Annotated in this window: 16 protein-coding genes; 8 read left to right on the top strand and 8 right to left on the bottom strand. The window is 63.8% G+C overall.

Annotated elements, in window-relative coordinates; all coding sequences use genetic code 11:
• Window positions 1-158 precede the first annotated feature (158 nt).
• On the top strand, window positions 159-701 hold the full coding sequence (locus ANI01nite_RS15595) for a P-loop NTPase family protein (protein WP_073707940.1): 543 nt from the start codon (window positions 159-161) through the stop codon (window positions 699-701).
• On the opposite strand, the gene ANI01nite_RS15600 is transcribed toward ANI01nite_RS15595, so the two are convergent.
• A complete protein-coding gene (locus ANI01nite_RS15600) occupies window positions 698-1,627 on the bottom strand; it encodes a LysR family transcriptional regulator (protein ID WP_141359080.1) in 930 nt (309 codons plus the stop codon). The genes ANI01nite_RS15595 and ANI01nite_RS15600 overlap by 4 nt on opposite strands.
• A 140-nt stretch (window positions 1,628-1,767) precedes the next feature.
• On the opposite strand from ANI01nite_RS15600, the gene mmsB reads away from it, so the two are divergent.
• From mmsB to ANI01nite_RS15625, 5 genes are all read left to right on the top strand, one after another.
• A complete protein-coding gene (gene mmsB, locus ANI01nite_RS15605; RefSeq protein WP_141359082.1) occupies window positions 1,768-2,712 on the top strand; it encodes a 3-hydroxyisobutyrate dehydrogenase in 945 nt (314 codons plus the stop codon).
• Between the two features lie 2 nt (window positions 2,713-2,714).
• The gene (locus ANI01nite_RS15610; protein ID WP_141359084.1) at window positions 2,715-3,833 is read left to right on the top strand and encodes an alcohol dehydrogenase catalytic domain-containing protein; all 1,119 of its coding nucleotides are present in this window, start codon (window positions 2,715-2,717) and stop codon (window positions 3,831-3,833) included.
• Between the two features lie 9 nt (window positions 3,834-3,842).
• Window positions 3,843-4,907 carry an ROK family transcriptional regulator gene (locus tag ANI01nite_RS15615; protein ID WP_141359086.1) on the top strand — a complete coding sequence of 355 codons (1,065 nt, stop codon included), beginning with the start codon at window positions 3,843-3,845 and terminating at the stop codon, window positions 4,905-4,907.
• A 70-nt stretch (window positions 4,908-4,977) separates the two neighbouring features.
• Complete coding sequence (gene ppgK / locus ANI01nite_RS15620; protein ID WP_141359088.1) at window positions 4,978-5,787, top strand: polyphosphate--glucose phosphotransferase; 810 nt, start codon at window positions 4,978-4,980, stop codon at window positions 5,785-5,787.
• Window positions 5,788-5,793: 6 nt separating this feature from the next.
• A complete protein-coding gene (locus ANI01nite_RS15625; RefSeq protein WP_141359089.1) occupies window positions 5,794-6,609 on the top strand; it encodes a Cof-type HAD-IIB family hydrolase in 816 nt (271 codons plus the stop codon).
• Window positions 6,610-6,691: 82 nt separating this feature from the next.
• Here ANI01nite_RS15625 and ANI01nite_RS15630 read toward each other — a convergent pair whose 3' ends face one another.
• From ANI01nite_RS15630 to ANI01nite_RS15640, 3 genes are read right to left on the bottom strand one after another with little or no spacing between them, the layout of a single operon-like run.
• Window positions 6,692-7,900 carry an amidohydrolase gene (locus ANI01nite_RS15630; protein WP_141359091.1) on the bottom strand — a complete coding sequence of 403 codons (1,209 nt, stop codon included), beginning with the start codon at window positions 7,898-7,900 and terminating at the stop codon, window positions 6,692-6,694.
• Window positions 7,901-7,911: 11 nt separating this feature from the next.
• Window positions 7,912-8,631 carry a hypothetical protein gene (locus ANI01nite_RS15635; protein WP_141359093.1) on the bottom strand — a complete coding sequence of 240 codons (720 nt, stop codon included), beginning with the start codon at window positions 8,629-8,631 and terminating at the stop codon, window positions 7,912-7,914.
• A 9-nt stretch (window positions 8,632-8,640) separates the two neighbouring features.
• Entirely contained in the window at window positions 8,641-9,387 is a 747-nt protein-coding gene (locus ANI01nite_RS15640) for a DUF5058 family protein (RefSeq protein WP_073707893.1), read from the bottom strand.
• Window positions 9,388-9,626: 239 nt separating this feature from the next.
• Here ANI01nite_RS15640 and ANI01nite_RS15645 point away from each other — a divergent pair, with 239 nt between their 5' ends.
• Together ANI01nite_RS15645 and ANI01nite_RS15650 are read left to right on the top strand one after the other, a co-directional pair.
• Window positions 9,627-10,580 (top strand): Lrp/AsnC family transcriptional regulator, encoded by a 954-nt coding sequence (locus ANI01nite_RS15645; RefSeq protein ID WP_141359095.1) that lies wholly within the window; start codon window positions 9,627-9,629, stop codon window positions 10,578-10,580.
• A 246-nt stretch (window positions 10,581-10,826) separates the two neighbouring features.
• Window positions 10,827-13,562 carry an aminotransferase class I/II-fold pyridoxal phosphate-dependent enzyme gene (locus ANI01nite_RS15650; protein ID WP_141359097.1) on the top strand — a complete coding sequence of 912 codons (2,736 nt, stop codon included), beginning with the start codon at window positions 10,827-10,829 and terminating at the stop codon, window positions 13,560-13,562.
• 170 nt (window positions 13,563-13,732) lie between these two features.
• On the opposite strand, the gene ANI01nite_RS15655 is transcribed toward ANI01nite_RS15650, so the two are convergent.
• The 4 genes from ANI01nite_RS15655 to putP all read right to left on the bottom strand — a co-directional run.
• On the bottom strand, window positions 13,733-14,968 hold the full coding sequence (locus tag ANI01nite_RS15655; RefSeq protein WP_141359099.1) for a serine hydrolase domain-containing protein: 1,236 nt from the start codon (window positions 14,966-14,968) through the stop codon (window positions 13,733-13,735).
• A complete protein-coding gene (locus tag ANI01nite_RS15660) occupies window positions 14,958-16,583 on the bottom strand; it encodes a biotin carboxylase (protein ID WP_141359101.1) in 1,626 nt (541 codons plus the stop codon). Before ANI01nite_RS15660 ends, ANI01nite_RS15655 begins: the two co-directional genes overlap by 11 nt.
• A gap of 226 nt (window positions 16,584-16,809) precedes the next feature.
• A complete protein-coding gene (locus ANI01nite_RS15665; protein ID WP_141359103.1) occupies window positions 16,810-18,213 on the bottom strand; it encodes an NAD-dependent epimerase/dehydratase family protein in 1,404 nt (467 codons plus the stop codon).
• A gap of 171 nt (window positions 18,214-18,384) precedes the next feature.
• Window positions 18,385-19,717, bottom strand: a 1,333-nt coding sequence (gene putP, locus ANI01nite_RS15670; protein WP_141359105.1) for a sodium/proline symporter PutP, incomplete at its 5' end; no start/stop codon positions are given.

A 19,717-nucleotide genomic window follows, 5' to 3' on the forward strand; every position in this document is an offset into this window, starting at 1 on the left:
TCAACAAGACTTTGCGACGGCGAGGTGCTTCAACCGGCGGGATTCGGAGATTTGATGGCGATGCTGTGCCGAATTGCATTCATTGCCACTCGCGATTTGAATCGCCGGCATCGGAGCAATGGGAAGACGCAGCCAAGCCGGCAGAGGGGGATTTCCAGATGGAGCAGTGCAGGCTGAATATCTTCGGTGCCAGCGGCAGTGGCACGACGACTCTTGCCCGAGCCGTGGCGAATGCTTGGTCGGTCCCGCATGCCGATAGCGACGACTATTTCTGGGTACCCACCGACCCGCCGTACTCCCAGCAGCGAGCGCCAGCTGAACGCTCCAAGTTCATGCATGAGATCTTCGTGCCGCGCAGCGCATGGGTGCTTTCGGGATCCATGCAGGGGTGGGGGAATGATGTGCTGGCCGAATGCGATGCCTTCGTGTTCTTGACGCTGGATCCCGACGTGCGCCTGCGACGGCTTGCCGAACGCGAGCAACTTCGGCAGTCCGGGCAAGCCCCGGATCCAAAGGCTGTGGAGCATTTCATGCTGTGGGCGGCTGGCTACGATGACCCGGAGTTCGCCGGACGCAGCCGCGCGCACCACGAGGCATGGTTGAAGGACGAGTCCCGTCCGGTGCTCCGCCTGGACAGCGCGCAATCAACGGCACAGATGTGCCAAGCCATCATTGACTGGGAACCAGCCCGAACGCACTAGCTTCCGGAGGCGCTCGGCACGGGGAACGGCGGAATGAACCAGTCGCCGGCGGCGGCCGCATCATTCAGCGCGCGAACCGTTTCCTGGACCGCACGGCTGCGCAAAGCCTCGTCGCGTCCCACCAGCCAATATTCGGAGTGGAAGGTGAACTCCTCGTGGAGCACCGGAATCATGTTGGGATAGTGCCGGGAGAGGAATGTTGGCAGCAGCCCGATGCCGGCATGGTTCATGGTGGCCGCGTATTGCACCGCGATGCTCGTGGAAGAAATGGAGCGGCGCATCGGTGGCAGGGCGCTGGTGGCGTCATCGAGCTTGTCCACCGTCAGAGCGGTATCGATGTAGTAGTTCAAGCTATGCCCTGCCAGATCCTCGATGGATCTTGGCGTGCCATGGCTTTCCAGATATTCGGCAGTGGCGTAGAGCCGCAACTCGTAATCCAGGAGTTTCATCGAGGCGGCCTTGCGGACATGGGGTTCGCCGATGACAATCTCCAAGTCCATGCCGGTACGCGTCTGCCGTGCACGGGTGGTTTCGGAGACGATCTCGAAGACCAGTTGCGGATGCTTTACCTGGAGCTTGGCCAGTGCCGGGGCAGCGAGGTGCGCGCTGAATGCATCGGGGGCAGCGACGCGCACATGGCCTGCCAGCGCTCCGGAGTCCTTCTCGGCGCCGATGGCCTCCACTGCCTGCTCGATGGTTTCCGCGCTGGCCATCGCCCGGCGTCCCAGATCGGTCAGTTCCCAGCCGTTGGGGGTGCGCGTGAGCAGGTGGCCGCCCATCGCCTTTTGCAGTGCGTCGATGCGGCGGGAAATCGTCGAGTGGTTTACCCCGAGGACGTTCGCGGCGGCGGTGTAGCGGCCCAGTCGTGCAACGGTCAGCAGGGCAATGAGTGATTCGAGATGGCGGTAATCGATCTGACGGTCCATAGTCCACAGTCTGCCATGGACGGTGTGCGCTAGCGCACACCGGGCTTGCGCAATTGCCGTGCCGGGGTGCATTGAGTCCGGCGCGACCGGCATCCTACGCTGGCCTGAAAGGACGGTACGCAACGACGAGGGGTGTGCAGATGAGCACGTACGCATGGATTGGCCTGGGCAACATGGGCGGACCGATGACAGCGAATCTGGTGGCCGCCGGGCACCAGGTGCGCGGCTACGACCTGGACGCGGAGGCCTGCGCCGCCGCGGCGGGAGGCGGGGTGCAGATCTCCGGCTCGGTGGCCGAAGCCATGGAGCATGCCGATGCTGTATTCACCATGCTGCCCAAGGGCGCGCACGTGCGCTCGGTCTACGAGGGCGAGGCAGGCATCTGGGCCAACGCCACCAAGGACATGCTCCTGCTGGATTCCTCCACGGTGGACATTGAAACTTCCGGCTACATCCACGCAGGCTCCGCGGAGCGTGGACTGCACTTCGTTGATGCCCCGGTATCCGGCGGCATCTCCGGCGCAGCGGCGGGGACCCTGGCCTTCATGCTCGGCGGTGAGCCGGAACTGATGGACCGGGCCAGCGGATTCATCGCCCCGATGAGCGGCAAGACCATCGTCGCAGGCGGGCCCTCCATGGGCATTGCCGCCAAGATCTGCAACAACATGATGCTGTTCATCGACCTGATGGCCAGTGCCGAGGGTTCCCAGCTGGCCGAGGCATTGGGCCTGGATCCCGAGGTCTTCTGGCAGATCGCCTCGGTCTCCTCGGGCCGTTCCTGGGCGCAGCAGACCTGGTACCCGGTGCCGGGCATCATCGATACCGCTGCGGCAAACAACAACTTCGAAGCGACCTTCCGCACCGACCTGGCCCGCAAGGATGTCGGGCTGGCCTTAGATGCCGGAGAAAGCACCGGCGTGCGGCTGCCGGCAGCCAGCTTGGCCCGCGAGCACTTCGACGAACTGATCGAGCAGGGGCTGGGGGACAAGGACTGCTCGCTGATCGTGAAGAACCTGCTGCCTGATGGCGCCGTGCGCGGTTGGAACCCGGAAACGGCCGAGGCCAGCACGGCAGCTGCGGGCTGATCATGCGCCAGATCCATGCCGCGGTGCTGGAGCATCCGGAGAACCAGCGGCCCTATGCCAAGCATCGGCCGCTGGCGATCCGCCAGATGCACCTTGGCGAGCCCGGCCCCGGGGAAGTTCTGGTGCGCATCACCGCGGCCGGACTCTGCCATTCGGACTTGTCGGTCATCGACGGGAACCGGCCGCGTCCGGTGCCGATGGTGCTCGGGCATGAATCGGCCGGCATCATCGAGCGGGTTGGCGAAGGGGTTCAGCTGGACATCGGCCAGCAGGTGATCTCGGTCTTCCTGCCACGCTGCGAGAACTGCGCAGCCTGCGCCACCGGAGGCAAGCTGCCGTGCAGCGCCGGCACCGCGTCCAACACCGCTGGAACCCTGCTGACTGGCGCTCGCCGGCTGATGCTCGATGGCAAGCCGGTCCACCACCACCTGGGCGTCTCGGCATTTGCCGATTATGCGGTGATGGATGCGCGCAGCCTGGTACCGGTGGGCGCGGATGTGCCGGCCGAGGTGGCCGCGGTGCTGGGGTGCGCGGTGCTCACCGGCGGTGGCGCGCTGCGCAATGCCGCCAAGGCAACAGGTGCCGAGGATGTGGCCATCATTGGACTGGGCGGAGTGGGCATGGCCGCCTTGCTGGTGGCCGCCGGGCAGCGGACTACCGGCAGGATCTTGGCCATTGACGCCAATGATCAGAAGCTGGCGACCGCGCTGGCCTTGGGTGCCGATGAAGCCTGCACGCCGCAGGAGCTGGGGCAGCGCAGTGCGCAGATCGTGGTTGAGGCCGCCGGTCATCCGCGGGCCTTCGAATCCGCATTGCAGGCCACAGGCGTGGGCGGAACCCTGGTGACCGTGGGGCTGCCGGCCCCGGGCGCGATGAGCAGCATCGAGCCATTGGCCCTGACCGCCGGCGCCCGCACGATTATCGGCAGCTATATGGGCTCTGCGCTGCCAAAGCAGGATATCGGCTACTACGAGCAGCTTTGGCGCGCAGGCAGGCTCCCGGTAGAGAAGCTGGTGGAGACCAGGTCGCTGGCGCAGATCAACGAAGCCCTCGACGATCTGGCTGACGGGCGCTCGGTACGCCAAGTTCTGCTGCCCGGAATCGGGGCGGAAGCCCAGTAGGATTGGTGGGTGACTGATTCCACTGCGGGGCCCCGTGCCCTGGCAACGCTGACCGACATCCGGGTCTTCGACTACCTCTGCAAGGCCCCGGCGACACGGACCCGGATCGCCGCGGATCTGGGCATCTCCAAGCCCACCGCATCGCAGGCGATTTCGCGCCTGCAGGAGAACGGGTTGGCGTTGGCCATCGAGCGGGAAAACGAGCCCAAGCGCGGACGCGTACCGGAGCACTATGCGCTGGACAGCAGCTTCGGCCACCTGCTGGCCCTGTGCCTGCAGGCTGAATTCCTGCAGGTCCGCGCCACCGACCTGGCCGGGCAAACCCTGGTGGACCGCCTCTACCCGCTCACCGCGCAAACCACTGCAGCGGAAGTAGCGCAAATGGGTGCCCGGGAGATTTCGCGCGTGGCCGCCGAGCTCGGCTCCCCGCTGCTGGCCGCGGCCGTGAGCCAATCGGCCCCGGTGGAGCGCGATGGCGAGCTGCGCGTGCTGGCTACCCCGATTTTCCCTTCCTCCGGAGCTGACCTTGCAGGCCAATTCGCTGACGGTGTTCCGGTGCTGCTGGATAACGACGTGAACTGGATGGCCCTGGCCGAAGCGGGCGATCAGGCAGACTCCTTGATGATGATCTATATCGGATCTGGCCTGGGCGCAGGACTGGTCATCGACGGTGCGCTGCACCGCGGCAAGCACGGCACCGCTGGCGAGCTGGAGACCCAGGTGGTGGGCGGGATAAACCTGCGCGAAGCGCTCGCCGAGGAGGGGATGTTCCAGACCCGCGTGCTCTGGGAGAAGCTGGCCGACGAACGGAACTGGCCGGCATTCCTTGCGCCGTTCGGCCAGGTCCTGGCGAACTTGATTGGCTTCGTCGATCCGCAGCGGGTGGTGGCCATCGGTCCGGGCCTGACCCCTGAATTGTGCGCGGCATTGGAGAGCGAGCTGAATAGGTTGCTGCCCAAGCCGGTCCATGTGCAGCTTTCCGCATTGGGAACCGAAGCCGCGGCACGCGGGGCACTGGCTGGTGCCCGGGAGCTCGCCTTGGGCAACTTGTGGGAAAACTACCGGGCACGTTGACCAAAGTGATCCAAGCTATATATTGTAAAGAGTCCTTAAAATTCTATTTGCATCTCCGGGGAGACCACTGATGGCACCATCTGACGCATCGGCATCCACGTCGCAGTTCGCTGCCATCGGCCTTGATCTGGGCGGCTCGTCCATCAAGTACGGATTGGTTGGAACCGACGGCAAGCTCGTTGAGAGCACCTTCAGCAAGGCCGCCACCCCAGAAGGCGCGCATCCGGAGGCCGTCGCCCAGGTGATGACAGGAATCATTGCCGACCTGCAGGAGCTCACCGGCGATGAGCTGGCCGGGATTCCCGCCGGTGTCACCGTGCCCGGCATCGTCATCGACGGCGTCGTGCACTCGGCGGCCAATATCGACAAGGCCTGGATCGGCTTGGATGTCACCGCCTCGTTCAGTGCGCTCCTGGGCCGCGACGTCTTTGTGCTCAATGACGCGGATGCCGCCGGCGTCGCCGAGGTTTACGCGGGTGCGGGAGCCGAGAATGGCAAGCCTGTCAAGGGCAGCACCTTGCTGCTGACCCTGGGCACCGGCATTGGCTCGGCCTTCTTCCGCGACGGAGTGCTCTTCCCTAACGTCGAATTCGGCCACCTCGAAATCGACGGCTTCAATGCCGAGAGCAAGGCCGCCGCGCGAGTCATGCACGAGGAAAACCTCAGCTGGGAACAGTACATCGCCCGCCTGCAGCGCTACCTGTCCCACGTGGAATTCCTCTGCAGCCCGGATCTGATCATCGTCGGCGGAGCGATCTCCGAAGACCACGAGAAATTCCTGCCGCAGCTGGAACTGCGTGCCAAGATCGTGCCCGCCCGCTTCAACAACGCCGCCGGGGTATTGGGCGCCGCGCATCGCGCGCTGAATCCCGGCAACTAGGAACCTATGCATACGATTGACCCGAACGCCCAGATCAAGCTCGTCGCCGTTGACATGGACGGCACCTTCCTGGACGGCGAGGGCCAAATCCCGGAGGCATCCTGGGCGCTCATCGACCGGCTCCAGGAACGCGGCATCAAGTTCGTGCCGGCTTCCGGGCGCCAGTTCGCCACCCTGCGCGAGCAGTTCGCCCCCTTGGGCGAGATCGCGATCATTGCCGAGAACGGCACCGTCGTGATGCATGGCGAGAACGAGATCTACTCCAACATCATCGGCAAGTCCTCGGTTGACGTGGTCATCCAGGCCGTCCGCGCGCAATCTGCGCTCGATGCCGGATTGGTGCTGTGCGGACGCCGCACCGCCTATGTGGAGCGCGCCGATGAAGCGTTCGCCGCCGCGATTGCACCGTATTACCGTGCAGTGCAGGTGGTTGAAGACCTGGCCCAGGTCGACGACGAGATCATCAAGATGGCCGTCAACGTCGGCACCGGCGCCGTGCAGGAAATGGCGGCAGCGCTGCAGGTGCCGCTGCAGGTGGTGATCTCGGGGAGCCACTGGGTGGATGCCATGAACCACGGCGTGCACAAGGGCTTGGCCCTGAATGCGCTGCAGGAGAAGCTGGGAATCAGCGCCGATGAAACAGCAGTTTTCGGCGACTACCCCAACGACCTGGAAATGATCAAGGCCGCCACCTACTCTTTTGCGATGGCTAATGCCCACCCCGTGGTGGCAGAAGCCGCGAATTTCACTGCGCCGTCCAACCTTGAGCACGGCGTGCTGCAGGTGCTCGGCGCCTACCTCGACGGGCGCGCCCTGCTCTGACACGCCGGGGAGCTGAAACAGCTCAGGGCCTGGGTGAAGGAAATTTTCCTTCACCCAGGCCCTACGCGCTCTTGTTGGCTAGTTAGGCGCCGAGATAATGGCGAATTCCGGCCAAGGCTGCGCGCACGCCGGAATCCAACGCTCCACGGTACTCAGGCAGGAAGAACGGGGAGTGGTTGCCAGCCGGTGCCGGGTCCTGCGGGTCGGCGCCGCCGAACATCCAGAACACATTCGGCACGCCGATGGCATCGCCCAGCGAACCGAAGTCCTCGGATCCCATCAGCGGCGGCACCAGACGGACCTGCTCCTCGCCGAACTCCTCGCGCAGCGAGCCGACGACATTGCCGGTGTGCTCCGGGTCGTTGTACAGCCGCGGGAAGGTGTAGAGCTGCTCGATCTTCGGCCGAGGTGCCCCTGAGGCATCCGCCTCGGCATTGATGATCCGGGTGACTGCTTCCAGGACCTTCTCGCGCACCGGCTCGGTGAGCGTGCGGATGTTCAGCGTGAATACCGCGGTGTCGGGGATGATATTTTCCTTCAGGCCCGCGTGGAAGGAGCCGCAGGTGACCACGGCCGAATCCAGCGGATGCAGCTCGCGCGAGGTGATGGTCTGGAGCCGGGTGATGATATTGGCTCCGAGCACAATCGGGTCGATGGAATCCTGCGGCTGGGAACCGTGGGCCTGCTTGCCGTAGAGGGTGACCTCCAGCGAGTTGGCCATGGCCATCGCCGATTCCGGGGTGATACGGATGGTGCCGGTGGCAAAGGGGAATACGTGCTGGCCGAGGACCGCCGTTGGCCGCGGTGCCCGATCCCACAGGCCGTCGGCGAGCATTGCGGCGGCTCCCGCGCTGGTTTCCTCGCCGGGCTGGAAGATGAACACCACGGTGCCGGCCCACACATCGGTGCTGCGCACCAGCACCCGGGCCGCGCCCAGAGCGCTGGCCACATGGGTGTCGTGGCCGCAGCCGTGCATCACCGGGACCTCGGTGCCATCTGCCAAAAAGCCCTTGGCGGTGGAGGCGTACTCCGCCTTGGTGTCCTCGGCAATCGGCAGGCCGTCGCTGTCGGCGCGGAAGGCCACCACCGGGCCCTCGCCGTTGCGCAGGATGCCCACCACGCCGGTGCCGCCGCAACGGAAGTGCTCGATGCCCAGTTCGCTGAGCTTGGATTCGATGAACGCAGCGGTGTTGTGCTCCTGCATGGACAGCTCCGGGTTGCGGTGCAGGTGCAGGTAGTCCTCGTGCAAGGCCTGGGTTTCGGCGTCGGTGAGTCCGTAGGTGTTCAGCATGCGATGATCCTCTAGCTTTCTGAAGTGTGGATTTTCTTGCGGTCGCGCAGGCCCCAGGAGAAGACAATGGAGGCGATGACCACGATGGCGGTGGCGAACATGCCGATGGCCGGAGCCATCGGGACAACGACGAAGTTCATCACCAGGGCCAGCACGATCGCGATGACCGTCGGGCGCAGGGACTTCATGGCCACGATGCATTGCACGAGGACCGCGCCCATCAGCGACGGCAGGATGTACAGGCGGGCCACATCAATGACATCGGCGGGGATCATGGACACCAGCCAGGTGCCCAGCAGGCCGACGAACAGCAGCAAGCTGGTCAGGTGGACAGTGGCGGCACCGCAGATGGCCATCACCGCGGCCAGGTCGCCGCGCTTGGTTCCGGGCCTGGCGCCAATGGTCGATTGCGCCACGATGGCCGCGGGCAGCAGCTTGTTGGAGATGTTGCCGATCATGAAGGCCTGGTACATGGCGGCCGAACCCAGGATGGGGAAATAGGTCAGCGGCTCGACGAACCAGAGCACCCCGAAGGTGCCGGCTACCGTCAGGAAGGCCACCCAGATCATTGTGCTGGTGATCTCCAGCCCGCTGAAGAAAGCGATGTAGATCGGGCCAATCAGGGACAGGACCAAGCCGATGAGCATCGTGATGGACCCGTAGCGGGAAGTCTGCTTCTCGAAGCGCGCCATCGAAGCGTCGGCGCTGGACAATTGGGATGTCGTAGTCATGATCGGTCCTTAGGCGGTGTGCAGGAAGTAGGCGGCGACGATGGAGATGACGATCGAGATGCCCAGGGCCCATTCCTTCAGCCACTTGAGCTCCAGCACCTTGGCCAGGTAGAGGCACAAGCCCATGGCCGCAGCGGAGATGCCGACCAGGATCAGGTGCACATTGGACTTGGGCAGCTCGGCGATGGTCAGGGCGGAGAAGGCGCCGAGCAGGGCGGCGGCGGGGATCAGCGCCATCACTGCCGGGTTGCGCTTGGCCAGCGTGGAGCCGCCCTTCTTCAGCAGCGGTGTCATGATCAGCGTGCAGATCATCCACATTGCGCCGGACAGGCTCATCGCCATGAATGCGACGCCGAAGACCTGCTGCGTGTAGCTGTCGCCGCCCAGCTGGGCGCCCATGGTGCCCGCGGCGATGCTGGCCGAAGCAGTTTCGGCCGCGGCAGAGCCGATCAGGCCGATGCGCACCAGCACAGCCGGAGTGCCGAACAGGGCCAGCAGGGCAATAGCCACGAGGACCACGGCCAGCGAAGGCCCGATGGAGGCTACCGCGCCAGCGCGGAAGGATTCCTTGACCTCATTGATTGGCATGTCCACGTGCGGGGCGGCCTTCTTCGCTGCACGCGAGTACAGGATGCACTGGACGAAGATGACCGCGAAGACGCCCAGAGCGCAGATCCAGAGAACGGGGGAGTTGGCGACAGCCCAGATATCGGTTGAACCAGGATCACCTGCCGCCATGACGAGTTGCGGATTCATTTGCGCTCCTAGGGTCTGAAAATCAATGTGAGGTGGATCTCTTTCGGGTTCAACGATCCGGGATTAGAATGCTTCTGGCAAGATATGGATAGATTGGCCATAATTCTGGCCAATTCCTCCAAATCGACCCGAATTGCATCCAAGATATCGGGGATTTCGACGAATAAATTGAGCGTTCTTTCGTATAGTTCGCAAAAGTACCGGCGATGAACGACGGTTGTGGCCTGAAAGTAGGAATGATGACAGATTTGACCGAGCTCAGCGACCTGGAACGCCGAATTATTGTCGCGTTGCAGGTGGATGGCAGGGCAACGTGGCGCAAGATCGCCAGGGTGATTGGCGAACCGGAACGCACCGTAGCCCGCTACGGATCAGCGATGCTTGAGCAGGGCAAGGTGAAGATCGCGGCCATTTCCCATCGAGCCGGCGCTGTCATCGCTTCGCTGAGCTGCGCGCCGGGAACGATCCCGGTTGCCAGCCAGGCGCTCTCCGCGCGAACCGACACCAGCTTCACCTATATGGTCACCGGTGAGAGCGACGTCGTGAGCGAACTGCACTATGACGGCGGGCTGCAGGACATCCTCACGCTGCAGCTGCCAGCGACACCGGGCCTGAGCAATATCCAGATCTACCCGATCCTGAAATACTTCAAGACCATTCGCGCCTGGCGCGGCGGGGAGCTGAGCCAGGGGCAGGAAGCGGCGTTGTCTCCCAGCGCAGGAGGCGAATTAATTGCATGGAACCCTATCGGGGAGCTAGGCGAAAGCGATCACCTCATAATCGACGTGCTGCGCAAGGACGGACGCGCCAGCATCGAGGCCATTTCGCGCCAGGTGCGCATGAGCGAAACCTCGGTTTCCCGCCGGGTCGACTGGCTGTTGCGCGGCGAGCACATCAGCATCCGTGCACTGGTTGACCCGGCACTGATGGGGTTCAAGGTCGAAGCGCTGCTCTGGGTCCAGGTCTCCCCGGCCGATGTGGATGCGCTGGGAACCCTGCTCGCTGGATTGCCGCAGGTCAGATACGTTGCAGCGGTGGCCGGTGATGCCCAGCTGCTGGTCGATGTCACGGTGCCAACACAGCGGGATCTCTATGAATTCATTGCCAAGACCAACTGGGGCGAAATGGTCCAGCTGCGCACCTCGATGGTGCTCGGGGCGCGCAAGCGCGGCGGGCAGCCCGCGGAATCCTGAGCGGTCGGCAAGGCAAAAGAATTCAGCGATAATTCACCGGTTTCTGGCTCTTGCTTCCGGTTCATTCCACCTGCGGTAAACGCTGGGTGAACACTTCATCGAATGACGAAAATAATGCGTAATATCGCCGAAACGGTTCGAAACGGTTCCGGAAGTGGCATAGTCTCTCGATACCGAGCGGGGCAGCTGTGCTCGCGCGGTTAACAACCAGTTAACTCTGCAGGGGCGAAAGGAAGACCGGCAACCGTGAGCAAGAGGTTGACCTACGGGACGAACCAAGGAACGGCGACGCCCGAAAGCGCGTGGCGCAAGCGCAAGGATGCGTGGGAGCACTTGGGTTATGTACTCAGCGAGATTTCTTCTGAATACCAGGAGGAAGAACGCCGCACAGAACATGAGCTGGAAGCCGGCCGGTTGATGGGGCTACTGGCAGCCATCGAACCGTACTGGGCGAATCCCGGCATCGACTACTTCAACGAGGTTTCCCGGCTCATGTCCGGCGGGCAGTATGAAGATGCCATGAAGCTGGTCTACCAAGCGAACCAGACCTTCAGGAACCAGACCCAATATGTGGACATGGACGGCCATGAAGGGGCGGAAGCGGATCCGGCCCAGCTGGGCAATGTCGCACCGGGCCCCGGCAAGGCACAGGTCCCGATGGTGGAAATCCTGCTGGTGGACAATGGGCCTGCGGAAGAAATTGAGCGTTTCAAGGACGAAATCGCCGAACAGCGCCAGCATACCGATCCTTTCCACTACAACTTCGTGGTGGTGCCCAGCGTGGAAGACGCCTTGGCCGCGATCCTGATCAATCCCGGCATCCAGGCGGTCGTGCTGACTGCCCGCTTTGATGTCTGCACGCGCCGCCGGCTCTCCTCGACGCTCAAGAATTTCATTGCCCGGCGGATGGAGGGCTACTTCCAATCCACCAAGCAGATCCGCGGCCTGCTGGATTTGGAAAACATCCTTGACCAGTTGCGGCCCGAAGTTCCGGTGTACCTGATCGCGGGAGTTGCGTTGGAATCCATCGCCCACGAAATCACCGGGCGCTTCCGCAGGATCTTCTCGCGCAACGACCGGATGGACCTGCACCTGTCGATTGTCTCGGAAGTGCTCGAACGGTACCAGACCCCGTTCTTCAATGCCCTGCAAAAGTACGCCAAACGGCCCGGTGGAGTCTTCCATGCCATGCCGATTTCCCGTGCCGGATCGGTGCAGAACTCCCCGTGGGCACGGGACCTGGTGGACTTCTACGGCAAGAACCTGCTGCTGGCAGAAACCTCGGCCACCTCCGGTGGGCTCGATTCCCTGTTGGATCCGCAGAGTTCCATCAAGAAGGCCCACGAGCTGGCGGCCCGCGCTTTCGGCAGCCACCGAACCTACTTCGTCACCAACGGCACCTCGACGGCCAACAAGATCGTGCACCAGTCGATCCTCGCGCCGGGGGACATCGTGCTGGTGGACCGCAACTGCCACAAGTCCCACCATTATTCCCTGGTGCTGGCCGGAGCGAACGTGAGTTACCTGGAGGCCTACCCGCTCAACGGGCACTCCATGTACGGGGCGGTGCCGCTGGAAGAGATCAAGGGACGGCTGCTGCAGTTGCGCCGCGAGGGCCTGCTGCACAAGGTCAAGATGCTGACGCTGACCAACTGCACCTTCGACGGGATCATCTATGACCCGCGCCGGGTGATGGAAGAATGCCTGGCGATCAAACCCGATTTGGTATTCCTCTGGGACGAGGCCTGGTTCGCCTTCGCCGGGTTCCACCCGGTGTACCGACGGCGCACCGCGATGACCGTGGCTGGGGTGCTGGAAGCAGAACTGGACAGCGCCGAATACCGCGAGCGCTACGCCGCGCAGCAGCTTGCGCTGCCGGAACCGGGCACCATTGCGCACCCGGAGAATGACCAGGCCTGGCTGGACACCCGGTTGATTCCGGATCCGGAGCAGGTCCGCCTGCGCGTGTACTCCACCCAGTCCACGCACAAGACCCTGACCTCCTTGCGCCAGGGCTCGATGATCCACATCTATGACCAGGTTTTCGCGGTGCGCAACCTCAACGCCTTCCGTGAGGCCTACATGACCCACACCTCCACCTCGCCGAACTACCAGATCCTTGCCTCGCTGGATATCGGCCGCCGGCAGGCAGAGCTGGAAGGCTATGCGCTGGTGCAGCGACAGGTCGATTTGGCGCAGTCGATTTCGCGGGCCATGGCGCGCAACGAGCTGCTGGGCAAGTATTTCAAGATCCTGCACTCGACGGATCTGATTCCGCAGAAGTACCGTCACTCCGCGACGCAGAACCCGGTGCGCGACGGCCTGGCGGCTTGGGACGAAGCCTGGGTGGCAGACGAGTTCGTGGTGGACCCCTCGCGCTTGACCTTGGACATCAGCCGCACCGGCGTGGACGGGGACACCTTCAAGCACGAGTACCTGATGGATGGGCACTCGATCCAGGTCAACAAGACCAGCCGCACCTCGGTGCTGCTGATGACCAATATCGGCACCACGCGTTCCGCCGTGGCGCACCTGATCGAGGTGCTGGTGAAGATCGCCGAGGAACTGGACCGCAAGCGCCGGCTGGATGGCCGCGTGCTGGCGCTGGGGAAGAAGCCTGCGACCGAAGAGATTCCACTGCCGGACTTTAGCGCCTTCGCTCCTGAATTCTCCCGAGGCGGCGGAAGCGGCGACATGCGCTCGGCCTACTACCTGACTTACCAGGATCCGGCGACGCATTTCCTGTCCTCGGCGCAGATCCGTACCCAGCTGCTGGCGGGGGACCGCGTGGTCTCGGCGGTGTTCGTCACCCCGTACCCGCCGGGCTTCCCGGTGCTGGTTCCGGGGCAGGAGATCACCTTGGGCATCTTGGACTACATGGACCGGCTCGATACCCGCGAGATCCACGGGTACCACCAGGACTTGGGCTACCAGGTATTCACCTGCGAAGCCCTGGAACAGGTCGCGGCGCAGCAGTCCTGAGCGTGCAGAGCGGCTTGAGCTGAACACAGTGCGAATCCGCCCGGTTTTGCCGGGCGGATTCGCGCATCAGTTGTGCAGGGACTGGAGCGCAGGATGGCCGCCGGCACAACGTCCTAGGCCCTGGTTCGCGCACGATGCGCAAACCAAGGCCTTGGCCAGTGGCCTGGAGGCTATATTTTCCGTTCCGCCAGATGCGCCGAGATCGCCTCGAATGCGCGAATGGTCGGGAACAGCTTGGAAGCATCCTGCGGCAGCGGCCAGCTGGAGAGCTTGACCGCGACCAGCTTGGTCGCCGGATCCATGTAGATCATCTGGCCATGGATGCCCAGGGCCACCGCGGCCCCGGTGGCAGGGTTCGGGAACCAGATCTGGTTCCGGTAGTGCCCGCCGGGCATCATGTTATCGCCCGGCGATTGGGAAAAAGCCTGGACCAGCGCGGGATCATCGATGAAGGTATCGGCAATCCATTCCTCGGAGAGCACCTGCTTGCCGGTCAGCGCCCGCCCGCCATTGACATAGAGATGGCCGAACCGCGCCAAATCGCGCAGGCAGGCGTTGAAGCCGCCATCGAACATTCCGGTGCCGAACTGGTCAACGCCCATCACCAGGTCTTGCTGGGCTCCGAGCTTCGACCAGACATAGTCTGAGAGCAGTTCCTGCATCGGGGCGCCGCCGGCGGCTTCCAGCACCCAGCCGAGGGCATCCGTTTCGCAGGAACGGTATTCGAACACCGAGCCGTGCGGTCCCTTGGCCTTCAGGGTCAGCAGGAACTCGTACATCCCGATCGGGCCGATGCCGCCACGCTGCGGCGCCCAGCCGATGGCTTCCTCCAGCTGGCGCACCTCGGCCTGCGGATCCAGGTACTCCTCGGAAAACCTGATCCCCGAACGCATATCCAGCAGGTCGCGCACGCGGGCGCCGGCATAGCCGCTGCGCTCCAAGGCCGGCACGTAGGTGGTCACCGTCTGCTCGGTATCGAGCTTTCCGGCATCCACCAGCGCACCGGCCAGGGAGCCCACCAGGGTCTTGCTGACCGACATCAGCAGATGATCGGTCAGCGAGGTCATGGTGTTGTAGTACTTCTCCCAGAGGATCCGTCCGTTGTGCATGACCAGCACGGCATCGGTATTCGTCGCGTGCATTACCCCGCGCACGGTCAGTGCGGGGTCGGTAATGCTCGCTTTGGCAACTTCCAGCTTGCCCAGCTTCTCCTCGGCCAGGTGCAACCTGACGATCGGGCCGTCTCCGCGCGAAACCTTCACGGTGGGATGGATCCGGGCGATGTTCTGGAAAGAGCGCTTGATGTTCTGCGGGTACTGCCAGGTGGCGATGTTCAGCGCCTTGCTGGGAGGACCTGCGAGGTTAGCCGCCATGTGCCCGGCGGCATCAGTCGCTTCAGTTGCCATGCTCTGCTGGCGGAACGTCAATTCCCTTGTACTGGGATCGGATGCAGGAGATGAAGTGCTTGGCATCGATGCTGAGCTTGGTTTTCTTCTTGCCTTCGTACTGCAGCTTGGCCTTGGTGACCAGGACCCCAAGATCGGCTCCCTTCCATCGGTAATCCTCAACGCCGTAGATGCGCAGGAAGAATGCTTCCTTGTGGGTCTGCAGCTGGTGCCAGTCCAAGGCGGAACGGGAGAACTGCAGCTTGCCCCGCGAGTCGAGGTAGTAGTTGCCAGTGCGCGGCGCGTGGGTGATGTACTGCAGGATGTCATCGGTTTCCTTGATGATCATGTGGCTCCAGACATCGGCCCCGCTCATCTCTTCCCAGCGGGCGTTGATCTCGTCGACATCCAGCTCGAAGTCCACATCGAGGTATTCAAGCAGGTGGAAGAGGAACAGCGGCACGTCGGCGTAGGCGCCGGCGGTGACGTTGGTGATGGCGCTGGCTCCGGAAATGCGCGGGTTCAGCTCGCCGAGGTACACCTCGTCGGTGTCGGTGTCCACCAGCACGTCCACCTCGAAGAACCCCCGGTAGCCGGTGTCCTTCAGGCCGTTGCCCACCTTGCGTACCAGGTCGATGGCGCGCGAGCGCTGGGAATCGGTGACCACATCCGGGTGCATCTCGTTGCCGCACCAGCCGCCCTTGTACGGGGTCAGCTCCTTGTATCCTGCCAGTTCGGTCAGGATCGGACCGACCACGGTGCCGCATTCGGTCAGCACCGCTTCGACGGCCACCGGCTGGTTGTTGATGCGCTTCATGATCTTCAGCTGCTCGCCGATGATGTTCTTGGAGTGCTGCTTGAACTGCGCCTTGGAATCGATGAAGAAGGTCGTCTTGCCCGAATCGCCGTACGGGGTTTGCACCACCAGGTCATCGCCCAGGCCGGCTTCCTCGGCTAGTTTTATGAGCTCCTCGTAGCTATCGGCGGTGCCCAGCACGTTGGGCACCGATGGGGCGCCAGCCGCATTGCCCAGCTTGGTGGTGACGATCTTGGAATCCAGTTCGGTGCGCAGTGCCGCCGAAGGCAGGATCAGGTCGTAGCCCAGCTCCTCGCAGATCGCTTCGGTTTCCTCGTCGAAGAAGACCATCGCGATCTTCGGGCGCGGACCGCCCGGGGTGCACTGGGAATCGATGTATTCGCGGACCTCGGAGTTCTCCAGCAGCCAGTTGTTGATCTCTTCGGCGCTCTGGAAATCGACATAGGGCTTCTCGGCGGGGGTGAAGACCCGCGGGTGATGACCATCCCAGCCGTCGTAGTAGGTGATGTAGCTGAATTTGCGGACCCAGCGGTCAAGGCCCAGCAGGTTGACCGGGGTGGCGCCGAGGAAGAAGATCGGGGTGGTGTTGGTGCGGAAGAAATGGCGGACTTCGCTCATGTTCTTCAGCTTGCGGTCCATGCGCAGGACCTTGGCCGGGAGATTTGTCGGTTCGGACTCGTTGTAGGCCGCGTCGACCGCGACGTTGGCGCTGAGCTGATCGGTGACGGTGCGTGCCTTGTGGCGCAGCTTGTCGAGATCGCTGGGTTTGGGCATGCGGTGGCGAGAAGCCGGGGCGTGGGCTTCAAGAATGTTGGCCATGATGTGGAGATGTCCTTTGAAACTGTCCGAAGTAGGGCAATGGCACGGCGCAATGCGTGACAGTTTCATGCTCAGGGCTCTTTGCAAGCACCGGCACACGTTCTGCTTAACGGGTGGTGAACATTGCGCCAGCACCCGCTGTTGCAGCTTGTGACTTGGCATGCAACGGCGGGCGCGGGATCAATGCGCGGTGAAGATTACTCCTTATTGCAGCAGTGCACGGACGCTAGCTGGATACCGTGGCCGCGAAATCCAGCTGCTGGAACTCGAATCCTGCCTGCTGCAGGACTTCGCTGGTGACCTTGCGTCCGGTCAACGCGACCCGGGCGTTGGAGCCCATGACCGCGGCGCCGACCTTCGGAAGCACCGAACCGGTGGGCAGGCCAGGCAACCCGGCGATGGAGCGCAAGGCTGCCATGACCTCGGCATTGCGCAGCGGTTTCGGGCAGGCTGCATGCACCAGGCCGGCAGGGATGGCCGGCTCCTCGAAGCCGAGCAGGCAGCGGATCAGGCGCAACCAGTCTTCCAGCCCGATCCAGCTGAACCACTGCTTGCCATCGCCCATCGGACCGCCCAGGCCGGTATTCACCAGCAGGTTCAGCGGGCCGAGCAGCGGAGCGTCGGGGTGCATCACCAGCGAGGTGCGCAGCAGGTAGCGCTGCTCGGCATTGACCTCGGCCCCGGTGAAGGCCTGTTCCCAGGCGGAGGCGACCCCGGTCATTTCCGGCAGGGCGCGCTGGTCGGTGGGAACCGGGCTGGATTCGGTCAGCTCCTCTTCGCCGGCATCGCCGAAGATAGCGGTGGTGCTGGCCTGGATCCAGGTGGCAAGCTTCGGTGCCGCCTCAGCGGCTTCGGCCAAGGTCTGGGTGGAGGCCACGCGCGAACCGGTGAGCGCCGCCAGGTTTTCCGGGGTGTTGCGCTTGTCGACGCGCTCGCCGGCCAGGTTGACCAGGTGCACCGGATGCTTGCTGGCCAGCACATTGGCCCAGGCACCCTGGTGGACTCCGTCCCAGCTGTACTGCTCGGCAGGGAAACCATCCTCGGGGTTGCGCGTCAGCACCGAAACCGAGAGTCCGCGGCAGACCAGGTCCGCGACCAGGTTGCGGCCGAGGAATCCGCGGCCGCCGGAGATGACCACCTGGGCATCGCGCTTGCGGTGCGCGCTCGGGGCGATGATCCGGTAGAGGCGGGCCGCGGCGATGGCGAAGTCCTTGCACAACGCGTTGGCCACGGTGAATTTGAAGGCGGTGGTGCCCGGGCCGTTGAGCTCAACGGTGAAGCGCAGCACGCAGCCGTGCTCATGCGGCTCGACCTGCCAGCGCAAGACCATCTCGCCGGCGGGCTGCGGCTGGGTGAACTCCACCATCAGGGTGTCCTGATTGCGCCGGGTGATGGAACCCGACGGGGCGGTGCTGCGGTGCAATGGGCCGAAGAGCTTGCCCGGCGGCAGCAGGTCGACCTTGGTGCCCACCCCGCGCTGGTCATCGTGCACGATGAAGCCGTCGAAGCTCTTCATCCACTGCCCGGTCTGCGACAGGTTGCCCACGATCGAGTAGACGGCTTGCGGCTCAGCGGCCAGGAATTGCGACTCGGTGCGCTGCCAGTGCGTGAACTTGCTCGTGGTGCTCATCTTGGAATCGTTCCTTCCAGCTCGGTTGCTCGGGCATAGCTCTAGGCTACTGTGCCCGGTGCGCTTCAGCGGGCAGGAGCTGAAAGCCTGGCCGAACTGTTACACCGGGTCCTGCAATGGGAAAGCTCCCCTGGCCCAGATGGCCAGGGGAGCTTCGCACGGGAATGACGGCTAGGCGGTGACCTTCGCGCCGACTTCCTGTTCCATTTCGGTGAACTCGGCTTCGATCTCCGCGTTCGGGCGGTAGGTGGCCTTCGAGACCAGCCACGCGACCACCAGGGCGGCGAGGAAGCCCGGGACGATTTCGTACATGGCCGAGGCCAGCACGTCCACGTTGCCCCAGACGAAGACCACGACGGCACCGGTGACCATGCCGGCGAAACCGCCCACGGCGGTCAGCTTGCGCCAGTACAGGGCCAGTAGCACGATCGGGCCGAAGGCGCCGCCGAAGCCTGCCCAGGCGAAGGAGACCAGCTCCAGGATCGAGGAGTTCGGGTTCAGCGCCAGCAGCGCGGCGATGATGGCGATCAGCAGCACGCCGCCGCGGCCCAGGTTGACCAGGGCCTTCGGCGAGGCCTTGCGGCCGGTGATGTTGTACAGGTCCTCCACCAGTGCGGAGGAGCAGACGATCAGCTGCGAGGACATGGTGGACATGATCGCGGCCAGCACCGCGGCGAGCACCAGGCCGGCGATCAGCGGGTGGAAGAAGATCTGGCTGAGCAGCAGGAAGACGGTCTCGCTGCTGGCTTTGTCCAGCGGCTCCTTGGCGAAGTAGGCGACGCCGATGAACGCGGTGGCCACGGCGCCCAGTGTGGTCAGGAACATCCAGCCGATGCCGATACGTCGTGCGGTCTTGGCCTCGGCCGGCGTGCGCAGCGCCATGAAGCGCACGATGATGTGCGGCTGGCCGAAATAGCCCAGGCCCCAGGCGGCGGTGGAGAAGATGGCCACGGTGGCAAGGATCGCACCGTTGTCATTGAAGGAGGAGAACAGGTTGAAGGCTTCCGGGTTCACCGCGGTGATGCGCGAACCCAGGGTCTCGATGTCGCCAATGCGGATCACTGCCACAATCGGCACAGCAATCAACGCGGTGAACATCAGCACGCCCTGGACCATGTCGGTCAGCGAGGCGCCGAGGAAACCACCGAACAGCGTGTAGAGCAGGGTGATCCCCGCAACGACTAGCATGCCGGTAAGGTATTGCCAGCCGAAGGATGCCTGGAAGAACTTGCCTGCGGCCACCATGCCCGAGGAGACATAGAAGGTGAAGAACACCAGGATGATCAGCGAGGAGCCGATGCGCAGCAGGTGCGCCTTGTCCTTCAGGCGCTTTTCGAAGAAGCTCGGGATGGTGATGGCGTTCTGCGCGATTGCGGTGTAGGAGCGCAGGCGCGGGGCGACGAACTTCCAGTTCAGCCAGGCGCCGATGAGCAGGCCGATGCCGATCCACGATTCGTGCAGGCCGCCGAGGTAGATGGCGCCGGGCAGGCCCATGAGCAGCCAG

Origin of the sequence: Glutamicibacter nicotianae (assembly GCF_006539525.1) — a bacterium.
In the GTDB taxonomy this organism is placed as follows: Bacteria; Actinomycetota; Actinomycetes; order Actinomycetales; family Micrococcaceae; genus Glutamicibacter; species Glutamicibacter nicotianae.